We start from the raw sequence: 10,241 nt of genomic DNA on the forward strand, positions 1-10,241 counted from the left end.
CAATTCGCAGAGAATATCGAGCGACCGGCTTGAGAGCTTGACGGGCTGTCCCGAACAGGTCAGCCGCCGGTCGACAAGACCCAGCACAAACTTTCCAAATCGAACAGTGTCTCGATCCGGTTTCGGATTGAATGCCATGCCTGTTCAGAACTCTTCAGACCCTGAAACAAGGACCTTAAGGGTATCGCCTCGTAGTGTCCATCGAGCCCGACAAACCGCCGTGCCGGCGGTCGGGACGAGGAGATTCGGTCATGCGCACCACGCATTTGGCTCTGGGACTGCTGACAACAATCGCTCTGTCGTTTACCGCGTTTCCGGGTAACGCCCAGTCGTGGCCAACCCAGGTCGTGAAGATCATCACGCCATTCCCGCCTGGCAGCGGTGGCGACGTCACGGCGCGTCCCTTCGCCGAAAAGCTCGCGGTACGGTGGGGGAAGCCCGTCATCGTCGAAAATCGTCCAGGCGCTGACGGCATCATCGCCGCGACCGCGGTGCTCAACTCGAACGATGGGCATACTCTCCTCTATACGAACGGGGGACCGCTCACGAGCAACTTGCTCGCGCACGCGGGCAGCCTTCCGTACAATCCCGATGATCTGCTGCCGGTTGCGGCCGCAGCTGAAGTCTACGTAGCGATAGGGGTGCCGGCTTCCCTGGCGACAAGCTCGCTGTCCGAATTTGTCGCGCAGGCGCGCCTCAAGCGGGGGCAGTTCAATTGGAGCGGAACTCCCGGCAGTCTGGACTATCTGGTGCCGGGGTTTTTGAAGCGCGCCGGCATCGATCTCCCGCGCGTCCCATACCGAGAAGTGAGTATGGCGATGCAGGACCTCGCGCAAGATCGACTCCAATTCTATGCTGCTGCCCTCGCTACCCAGTTGCCGATGGCGCAAACCGGCAAGATCAAGATCATCGCGGTTACGAACAGCCAGCGATCGCCCTTCCTGCCTGACGTTCCCACCGCGCGCGAGTCGGGCTTCCCGGAACTCGAGTACGAAGCGTTCCTCGGCTTTTTCGCGCCCCGCGGAATGTCGGCTGAGCTACGTGAACGGATCGGCGCCGACCTACACGCGATTGGCGCGGACGCGGATTTGGCGGGACGATTCAACGCGATCGGCATGCGAGTACGCGTAACCTCTCCGGCAGAACTGCAAAAGATCGTCACGGACGAGCGCGCCGCGCTCGCCCGTTATACCCAGGCGACCCCGCAATAGCCGACGCGCAAAGCACCGAGACAGGAGAATATCCCCATGAGCCGCGAGCAGCCGCGTACCGATCGGCTTTTCGAGATCGGCAGCGCCTACCGACAGGCGAAGGTTCTACTGAGCGCGGTCGAACTCGGAGTGTTTTCGGAACTCGCTGCCGGCCCGCTCGATGCGAGAGATCTCGCCAGCCGCATTCAGGTCCATGGTCGCGCGGCTCGCGACTTCTTCGATGCACTCGTTGCGACGGGTCTGCTAACGCGAGACGACAAAGGGCAATATCGCAATACCGAGGAGAGCGATTTTTATCTCGACCGAGCGAAGCCGACTTATCTCGGAGCCAGCTTCGATCAGTATAACCGCCGCGAATACGCGTTATGGGGATCGCTGACGCAGTCGTTGCAGACCGGTAATCCGGCGGCCGAAACGCATGGCCAGGATCACTTCGGATCTCTCTACAACGACGCAGCGAGATTCCGGACCTTCGTCACCGCGATGACGTCCGGCAGCTTGCTCGCCGCTCAAGGTATCGCTCACCAGTTCCCCTGGGAGAACTATCAGACACTTTGCGATGTCGGCACCGCTCAAGGTTGCTTACCGGTCCAGATTGCTTTGGCACATCCTCACGTCCGTGCGATCGGATTCGATCTTCCGATGCTGCGCTCGGGATTCGAGGAGTACGCGGTCGAACGCAACGTCGCTGACAGGGTGAGTTTCGCGGGAGGCGATTTCTTCAAGGATCCATTGCCTCAGGCCGATGTCATCGTGTTGGGTCGCGTCCTCCACAATTGGGATCTTGAAGCCAAGAAGATGTTACTGGACAAGGCGTATCGAGCGATCCGGACAGGTGGGGCTATCATCGTCTATGATATGCTGATCGACGACGACCGGCGCACAAGCACAACGGGCTTGCTCTCCTCTCTCAACATGCTCCTTTGGACGGCGGGCGGGTTTGGATATACGGCAACGGATTGCACCGGTTGGATGTGTTCGGCCGGGTTCGCAGAAACGATAGTTCGCGACCTACCAGGTGGCAACTCCATGATCATCGGCGAAAAATAGGCGGCTTCGACCGATTCAGCCGGATAGTCCCTTGGTTGATGTCCCCGCCGCTCCATCTCGGACTTATGCGGCGCAGCAAATTGCGTTACCTCTAGAAGCCTGTCAGTGGCGCTAGTGAGAAGGTTATTGCCTGTCTGTTCGGCAAATGGGCAGCGTTTAAATTGTTTTCAGGCTAGTCTCTCGTCCGTACGTGACGGATCGCCCACACCGTGCCCAAATCCGCAGCGGCAAAGACAAGCCGTCCCAAGAAGGATCGCGATGATCGAGTCATTGCCCAGCCGCACCGCAATGGTGACGTCACTTATGAGAGCGCTGCATTCGCGGTCCGACCCTTTTCCTCTTCTGGACGACCCCTGGGGCGATCGACTCGTTCCCGAATCCGAACGCGAAAGAATGACTGAGCGGATATTGGCCCGCATGGATTCGGACGCGCGTGCCCGCGCCCTGCGGACGCCCGCTTCAGTGTTGGACGAGTTCCTGCTGACCAACACCACCCTCCCTGGAGTGGTGATTCGCTCCCGCTATGCAGAGGATGCGCTGCGGGAGGCGACAATAAGGGGCATCAGTCAGTATGTCCTGATCGGCGCCGGATTGGACAGCTTCGTGCTTCGCCGCCCCGCTTTTTCCGACGGGTTAACGATCTTCGAAATTGACCATCCGGCGACGCAGACCTTGAAGATCCAACGCATTAAGGAATGCGGCATGTCGCTTCCGCCGTCTGTGCAGTTCATCGCTGCCGACCTCGCAAATGAGGATTTGGTGGCGGTTTTGGCTCGCTCTCCGTTCCGCACGGGCGAGAAAACATTCTTCACGTGGCTCGGCGTTACGGTGTACCTGACTCGCAATGCCAATCTGGCAACCTTGCGCGCAGTCGCAACTTGCGGTGCCCCGGGGAGCGAACTTGTATTCACCTATGTCGACCAAGCCGAGTTCGCCCAGGGCGCATCGCGATCACCCCACAATGAGAACACCAAGGTGGTAGCGCAAATCGGCGAACCTTGGATTTCAGGGTTTAATCCCGATGAAATTGTCAACGATCTCGCTTGTGTTGAGCTTGAGCTGATTGAAGATCTGGACGGAAAGGCGATGTGGGAACGCTACCGGGGAGCAAACACTACGCTCGGGCAACCGCCTGCCAGCTTGCACATAGCGCTGGCGCGCGTGGGTAAGGGACAGCGCATTGGCGAACGTCGTTAAGCAGGGCACTGACGTTGGTTTCGGGTCAAAAGCGGTAAGGTTCAGACTGAGCAAGTGTCTTCCGGTTTGTACCTCAAAGCCGACGCAACGCGTTGATGAGTACGCGCCCTGGCAGAGGCGCGGAGGGCGACAATATTGCGGGAGATTTCCGTGAGGCGGTTGAGCCGGTGGCGATCCGCGGCTAGCTTGCCGCCAGGATTGGACCTTGCGGGGAATCGGGGCTTCTTGACGTGACATCGGGCGAAGCGAGTGCGGAGGCGGCAAAGCCGTTGCCTGAACCGGCCGTCTCGGACATGCCGCTGCTGCGGATCGAGGGCGTCGCCAAGTCGTTCGGGAATTTCCGCGCGGTCGACAAGCTCTCGCTCGATATCCGCGCCGGCGAGTTCTTCGCGCTGCTCGGCCCGAGCGGCTGCGGCAAGACCACGCTGCTCCGCATGCTCGCCGGCTTCGAGACGCCGGACGAGGGCCGTATCCTGCTCGGCGGCAACGACATCGCCCAGGTGCTGCCGCATGAGCGGCCCGTCAACATGATGTTCCAGAACTACGCGCTGTTTCCGCATCTGTCGGTGCGCGACAACATCGCCTTCGGGCTGAAGCGCGCCGGCATGGCGCGCAAGGATATCGCGACCCGCGTCGCGGAGATGGTGGCGCTCGTCAAGCTCGAGGGGCTGGAGAAGCGCAAGCCCGACCAGCTCTCCGGCGGACAGCGGCAGCGCGTGGCACTGGCGCGCTCGCTGGCGCGCCGGCCGCAGGTGCTGCTGCTCGACGAGCCGCTCGCCGCGCTCGACAAGAAGCTGCGCGAGAGCACGCAAGGCGAGCTGATGGAGCTGCAGCGCCGGCTCGGCATGACCTTCATCATCGTCACCCATGATCAGGAGGAGGCGATGACGATGGCCGGCCGCATCGGCGTGATGGATGCCGGCCGGCTGGTGCAGGTCGCCACGCCGCGCAATCTCTACGAGGCGCCGGCCTCGCGCTGGATTGCCGAGTTCGTCGGTGACATCAACCTGTTCAACGGCCAGGTCACCGCCCGCGACCGCGGCCGCCTGACGGTATCCACCACGGAAGCTGGTGCGCTCGCGGTCAGCGAACTGTGGCCGCCGGTGACCAAGCAGGTCGTCAGCGTCGCGATCCGTCCCGAGAAGGTGAAGCTGTCGCGCCGCGCGCCGGCATCGGATGCGGGCGCACCGCAGCCGATCAACCGGCTGGAAGGCGTCGTCATCGACGTCAACTATCTCGGCGGCATCACCAGCTATCGGGTGAAGCTGGAGACGGGCGCGGTGGTGCGCTCGTCGATGGCCAACACCGCGCGGCTCGATGTCGACGCCTATCTCGCCGGTCAGCGGGTGGTGGCGTGGTTCACCGCCGATGATTGCCTGGTGCTGGAGCAATGAGCGCGCGCCGCATCTTCGCCCGGCCGGCGCGGCTCGCTGCGATCGCGCCCTATCTCTGGATGGTGCTGTTCTTCCTGGTGCCGTTCGGCTTCGTGCTGAAGATCAGCCTGTCGCAGACCGCGATCGCGCAGCCGCCCTATACGCCGGTGTTCGATTTCAGCGAAGGGCGCGCGGCGCTGGCGGCTGCGTTTGCGCAATTGTCGTTCGACAATTTCCGCCTGCTGCTGCAGGACAATCTCTACATCCTGTCCTATCTGCGCAGCCTCGTCGTCGCGGTGACCTCGACCTTGATCCTGCTGCTGATCGGCTATCCCATCGCCTACGGCATGGCGCGGCTGCCGCAGCGCTGGCAAGCGGTGGCGATGATGCTGGTCATCGTGCCGTTCTGGACCTCGTTCCTGATCCGCATCTATGCCTGGATCAACATCCTGCAGCATGACGGCCTGCTCAACCAGGTTCTCCTCACGCTGCACATTGTCTCCGCGCCCGTGGTCTGGCTGTCCACCGACAGCGCGATGTATCTCGGCATCGTCTATTCCTATCTGCCGTTCATGATCCTGCCGCTCTATGCGACGCTCTCGAAGATGGATTCCTCGCTGCTGGAGGCGGCGGGCGATCTCGGCGCCTCGCCGCGGCAGGCGTTCTGGCTGGTGACGTTCCCGCTGTCGCTGCCGGGCGTCGGCGCCGGTGCGCTGCTCTGCTTCATCCCTGTTGTCGGCGAATTCGTGATCCCCGACCTGCTCGCCGGCTCCAACTCGCTGATGATCGGGCAGACGCTGTGGCTCGAGTTCTTCACCAACAAGGACTGGCCGGTGGCGTCCGCCGCCGCGGTCGCGCTGTTGCTCCTGCTGGTGCCGCCGCTCGTGCTCTACGACCGTCTGCAGCGGCGGCAACTGGACGCGGGCCGCTGATGGCGCGCGCCGCGACCAGACTGACGCGCTTCAACATGACCTCGCTGGCGCTCGGGCTGGCGTTCCTCTATCTGCCGATCGTCATCCTCATGATCTACTCCTTCAACGCCTCGCGGCTGGTGACGGTGTGGGGCGGCTGGTCGCTGCGCTGGTACCACGAGTTCTTCAACGACCGCGCCATGCTGGAGGCGGCGTGGATGAGCCTGTCGGTCGCCGCGGTGTCGGCGACGCTGGCGACCCTGCTGGGCACGCTGGCGGCGGTCGGGCTGGCGCGGGGCGAGCGGTTCGGGGGGCGGGCGCTGTTCTCCGGCATGCTGTATTCGCCGCTGGTCATGCCCGAGGTGATCTCCGGCCTGTCGCTGCTGCTGCTGTTCGTGGCGCTGAACGCCGAGCGCGGTTTCTGGACCGTGACGATTGCCCACACCACGCTGACGATGTGCTTCGTCACCGTGGTGGTGCAGTCGCGCCTCTCCGCGCTCGATAGCAGCCTGGAGGAAGCCGCGATGGATCTCGGCTGCGATCCGGTGCGCGCGTTCCTGATGGTGACGCTGCCGCTGATCGTGCCGGCGATCGTCGCGGGGTGGATGCTGGCCTTCACGCTGTCGCTCGACGACGTCGTGATCGCGAGCTTCACCACCGGGCCCGGCTCGGCGACGCTGCCGATCCGGATCTATTCCGAGGTCCGGCTCGGCGTGAAACCCGAGATCAACGCGATCTGCACGCTGGTGATCGCGCTGATCGCCGTGATCATCGTGATCGCCTCGTTCGCCTCGAAGCTGTCGAACGCGCGCGGCGAGAGCGCCGCGCCGCTCTAGAGCATGATGGTTGGGCTCGTGCTTCACCTCTCCCCGGCGGGGAGAGGTGAGCCGAGACCGCGCCAAGCCTCACGACTTGACGGCGCCCGCGGTCAGCCCGCCGACCATGTAGCGCTTGAACGCGTAATAGACTGCGGCCGGCGGCAGTGCGTAGATGAAGCCGGTGGTCATCAGCAGCTCCCACGGCGAATCGTCGGCGGCGAGGAAGTTGCCGAGCGCGACCGGCAGCGTGATGTCGGTGTCCTTCGACAGCAGCAGGAACGCGTAGAGATATTCGTTCCACGCGAGCAGGATCGCGTAGGTGCCGACCGCGACCAGCGAGGGCATCATCAGCGGCACATAGACCAGGCGGAACAGCTGCAGCGTGGTGGCCCCGTCCATCGTCGCGGCCTCGTCGAGCTCGACCGGCAGCTTGTCGGAGGCCTGCTTCAGCACCCAGATCGCGTAGGGCGCGGCGATTGTCACCATCGCCAGGATCAGCGACCAGTGATTGTTCAAGAGGCCATAGGTGCCCATGGTGCGGTACATCGGCACGGCGAGGAATGCCGCCGGGATGAAATAGGTGAACAGCGCCATGTTCATGACCGCGCGGCCGCCCGGCACCCGCAGCCGCGAGATGGAGAACGCGGCGGCGGTGGCGACGAACAGCGTCAGCGCGCCGACGGCGAGCGCGATCACGGTCGAATTCCAGAACTGGATCCAGAAGTCGCGCAGGAAGTAGTGCTGCTGGTGGAACACGATCGAGAAATTGTGGAAGGTCGGATGCGCCGGCCACAGCTTGCCGGAGAACGCGTCCTCCTTGGGCGAGATCGCGAACACGAACATGTGGTAGATCGGAATCATGGTCCAGATGAAGACCGGAATGCCGATCAAGAGCAGCTTGGCTTCGGTGCCGACTTCGCGGAGGGTGGGCAGCTTCATCGCGACAACCGTTTCATCATGAAATAGACCAGCGGCAGCACGAACGGCATCGCGCAGACGATCGAGGCCATCGCCAGCGACAGCTGGTCGAGCCTGAGATAGCGGATGCCCAGCGTCGACAGCACGTGGGTGAGGTCGGCGGGGCCGCCGCCGGTGAGCAGATAGACGCTGTTGAAGTCGCCCAACGTCCAGATCATCGAGAGCAGCGTGCAGGTGATGTAGAGCGTCTGCATCGACGGCCAGGTGATGTAGCGGAATTTCTGCCACCAATTGGCGCCGTCGACGTCGGAGGCCTCGTACAGGTCGTGCGAGATCGCGAGCCGTCCGGTCAGCAGGATCAGCGTCCAGAACGGCAGCGACTTCCAGATGTGCACGCCGATCGCCATCGCGAGCGCGACTGCCGGATCGTTCAGCCAGTTCGGGCCGTCGTCGCCGGTGAACTTGAAGATCAGCTGGTTGACCACGCCCCATTCGGGATTGAGCATGAAGCGCACCGACAGGATGGTCGGGATCGACGGCACCGCCCAGGGCAGGATGAAGATGACGGACAGCCACCTGATCCAGGGCCGCTGCTGGGCGAAGAAGCCGGACAGGAACAGCGCGATCAGCATCTTGATGTTGATGCCGATGACCAGGAAGATCAGCGTGTTGACCGCGGCGCGCGCGAAGATCGGGTCGTTGTACAGCGCGACATAGCTCGCCGGCTGGCGCGCCAGCCACAGGCCGTAGCCGACCGGATAGACCACGAAGGCGAGAAACACGAGCAAATAGGGCGCGAGCAGCACAATGCCCCAGACCTGCGGCGGCGACAGCCGCGCCGACAGTGGCGGCGAGGGGGCATCGGATGCGGAGAGTGTGATCGCCATTCGGTTACTCGATGTCGCCTGTGCCTACGCTGTCGTCCCTGCCTAGTGCGCAATTGCGCACGGGAGCAGGGACCCATAACCACCAGCCTTCGTTGTCGCACGAAAGCCGATGACCAGCATCATTCAAAACGACCGCCGCGGCGTATGGGTCCCTGCTTTCGCAGGGACGACAGAGACATACGTTCGCGGCGGTCGTCATCACTTACATCACCCCGCGACCTGCTTGATACGGGCGATCAGTTCGTCGACGGCCTTGTCCACCGGCACCTTCTCGCTGACGACGCGGTTCATGGCCTTGGCCCAGACGTTCTCGTTGTTCAGGATGGTGAACTTCCAGTTCTTGGTAAAGTCGAACGGCGTGGTGCCGCCGGTGAACTGATTCCAGACCGCCTTGCGATGCCGGTCGGCCTGCCAGAACGGGCTGGCCTGGCTGGCCTTGGTCACCGGGAACCAGCGGCCGAGCGCTCCCTCGATATAGGGCCGAACGTTGTCTTCCTGCATCAGGAAGCTGATGAATTGCTTGCCTTCGGCCTTGTTCTTGGCGTTGGCGAAGATCAGCCCGGTCTTGACGTCGGAGCGGTAGCGGATCGTCGAGCCGTCCGGCGCCTTCGGGAACGACGCCGTGATGATGTCGTGCTCATAGGCCTGCTTGCCCGCGGCGCGCTGTGCGTCGGTCAGCGCCGGGTTGGTGGAATCCTCGAACCACTTCGCCGCGATCGAGATCGTGAAATTGTGCGTCATCACGATCGTCTTGTTGTGGAAGGCGACGTTGTTGTCCGGATCCTTCCAGGTCGTCGAGGACGGCGGCGTGCAGCCCTTGATGTAGGTGTCGGTGTAGTCCTTCAGCGCGTGGATCAGGCCGTCGCGCACCTTGGGATCGTCGACCAGGAGCTTGCCGTCATCATCGACCAGCTTGACGTGGTAGGCGTCCATGAAGGTGTAGAACGACTGGAAGGAGTCGGTGGATTCCACGCCCATCGGCTGGCCGACGCCGTAGATGCGCTGGCCGGTCGCCTTGCGGATCGCCGGCTGCACCTTGTCGCACCAGAACGTCCAGTAGTCCTCCCATTTGGTCGGGATGTCGGCGGCCTTGAAGCCGGCTTTCTCCAGCATGTCGCCCCAGATCTGGACGTGCATGCTCTGCTGCTTCAGCGGGAAGCCGTAATACGACTTCTTCTTGGTGACGTCGTTGTAGAGCAGCGCCGCTTCCAGTGTGTTCGGCGCGAAGGCGTCCTTCATCGGCAGCATGATGTCGGAGAGATCCTCGAGCTTGCCCTCGAAGGCCCACTTGCCCTGGGCCTGCACATCATAGGTGTCGGAATAGGCGACGTCGGGCACGGTGCCGGAATCGAGCGCGGCGACCGTCTTCGGAATCATGTCCTGGATCGCGTATTGCGACAGTTCGACCTTGATGCCGGTCTTGGCTTCGAATTTCTTGATCGTCTCGATCAGCGCGTCGTCTTCGGATTTGTAAAATCCCTTGCCCCACCAGACGGTGATCGTCTTGCCCTGGGCCAGAGCGGGTGCAGTTGCGGCAAACAGGCCGACCGCAGCGACCGCAATCGATAGCGCACCGATAACCTTGGATCTCACGTTGTTCTCCCTCATGAGGCCGGCTTTTTAACCGGTTGGAGAAAACACTAGCGCATGCCCGTGACCCGATAAAGATGCCGGATCGACGACTTCTGTAGGGGTACGCGGCGAGAGCGTGGATCGGTCCCGGTGCATCCATGCGGAAAGTGAATGGATTCGACCTGGTCAGTTCGACTTCTTCAGTTCGACCTCTTCAATTCGACGTCGTCAGTTCGACTTGGCGTTCTCGGCCGCTGTCGCCGCTCCGTTGCCGGGTGCGCCGGCAGCGGCATCGGGCGCGGCC

General features: G+C 62.7%; 9 protein-coding genes. 6 read left to right on the plus strand and 3 right to left on the minus strand.

All coding sequences use genetic code 11. The features are described 5' to 3' along the window. Positions 1-251 precede the first annotated feature (251 nt). From AC628_RS38460 to AC628_RS38485, 6 genes are all read left to right on the plus strand, one after another. Positions 252-1,211 carry a Bug family tripartite tricarboxylate transporter substrate binding protein gene (locus AC628_RS38460; protein ID WP_074131846.1) on the plus strand — a complete coding sequence of 320 codons (960 nt, stop codon included), beginning with the start codon at positions 252-254 and terminating at the stop codon, positions 1,209-1,211. Between the two features lie 36 nt (positions 1,212-1,247). Further along, positions 1,248-2,261, plus strand: a complete 1,014-nt coding sequence (locus AC628_RS38465; protein ID WP_074131847.1) for a methyltransferase — start codon at positions 1,248-1,250, stop codon at positions 2,259-2,261. 258 nt (positions 2,262-2,519) lie between these two features. Further along, positions 2,520-3,458 (plus strand): class I SAM-dependent methyltransferase, encoded by a 939-nt coding sequence (locus AC628_RS38470; RefSeq protein ID WP_083633287.1) that lies wholly within the window; start codon positions 2,520-2,522, stop codon positions 3,456-3,458. Positions 3,459-3,751: 293 nt separating this feature from the next. After that, complete coding sequence (locus AC628_RS38475; RefSeq protein ID WP_245321541.1) at positions 3,752-4,852, plus strand: ABC transporter ATP-binding protein; 1,101 nt, start codon at positions 3,752-3,754, stop codon at positions 4,850-4,852. After that, complete coding sequence (locus tag AC628_RS38480) at positions 4,849-5,763, plus strand: ABC transporter permease (protein ID WP_074131850.1); 915 nt, start codon at positions 4,849-4,851, stop codon at positions 5,761-5,763. The genes AC628_RS38475 and AC628_RS38480 overlap by 4 nt, the downstream gene beginning before the upstream one ends. Further along, a complete protein-coding gene (locus AC628_RS38485) occupies positions 5,763-6,578 on the plus strand; it encodes an ABC transporter permease (RefSeq protein WP_074131851.1) in 816 nt (271 codons plus the stop codon). Before AC628_RS38480 ends, AC628_RS38485 begins: the two co-directional genes overlap by 1 nt. 69 nt (positions 6,579-6,647) lie before the next feature. Here the strand turns inward: AC628_RS38485 and AC628_RS38490 are convergent, their stop codons facing one another. From AC628_RS38490 to AC628_RS38500, 3 genes are all read right to left on the minus strand, one after another. Further along, positions 6,648-7,499, minus strand: coding sequence for a carbohydrate ABC transporter permease (locus AC628_RS38490; protein WP_074131852.1), 852 nt, complete (start codon positions 7,497-7,499; stop codon positions 6,648-6,650). Then, positions 7,496-8,365 (minus strand): carbohydrate ABC transporter permease, encoded by an 870-nt coding sequence (locus tag AC628_RS38495; RefSeq protein WP_050422655.1) that lies wholly within the window; start codon positions 8,363-8,365, stop codon positions 7,496-7,498. The genes AC628_RS38490 and AC628_RS38495 overlap by 4 nt, the downstream gene beginning before the upstream one ends. Before the next feature lie 207 nt (positions 8,366-8,572). Beyond that, complete coding sequence (locus AC628_RS38500) at positions 8,573-9,958, minus strand: ABC transporter substrate-binding protein (RefSeq protein ID WP_074131853.1); 1,386 nt, start codon at positions 9,956-9,958, stop codon at positions 8,573-8,575. Between the last annotated feature and the right edge of the window lie 283 nt (positions 9,959-10,241).

The organism is Bradyrhizobium sp. NAS96.2, from assembly GCF_001908235.1.
Taxonomy (GTDB): domain Bacteria; phylum Pseudomonadota; class Alphaproteobacteria; order Rhizobiales; family Xanthobacteraceae; genus Bradyrhizobium.

What these genes read in the sequence shown, in the direction of transcription:
- AC628_RS38470 (WP_083633287.1), top strand. Translation starts at nt 2,520, where the DNA reads ATGATCGAGTCATTGCCCAGCCGCACCGCAATGGTGACGTCACTTATG.
- AC628_RS38465 (WP_074131847.1), top strand. Translation starts at nt 1,248, where the DNA reads ATGAGCCGCGAGCAGCCGCGTACCGATCGGCTTTTCGAGATCGGCAGC.
- AC628_RS38485 (WP_074131851.1), top strand. Translation starts at nt 5,763, where the DNA reads ATGGCGCGCGCCGCGACCAGACTGACGCGCTTCAACATGACCTCGCTG.
- AC628_RS38490 (WP_074131852.1), bottom strand. Translation starts at nt 7,499, where the DNA reads ATGAAGCTGCCCACCCTCCGCGAAGTCGGCACCGAAGCCAAGCTGCTC.
- AC628_RS38460 (WP_074131846.1), top strand. Translation starts at nt 252, where the DNA reads ATGCGCACCACGCATTTGGCTCTGGGACTGCTGACAACAATCGCTCTG.
- AC628_RS38475 (WP_245321541.1), top strand. Translation starts at nt 3,752, where the DNA reads ATGCCGCTGCTGCGGATCGAGGGCGTCGCCAAGTCGTTCGGGAATTTC.
- AC628_RS38480 (WP_074131850.1), top strand. Translation starts at nt 4,849, where the DNA reads ATGAGCGCGCGCCGCATCTTCGCCCGGCCGGCGCGGCTCGCTGCGATC.
- AC628_RS38495 (WP_050422655.1), bottom strand. Translation starts at nt 8,365, where the DNA reads ATGGCGATCACACTCTCCGCATCCGATGCCCCCTCGCCGCCACTGTCG.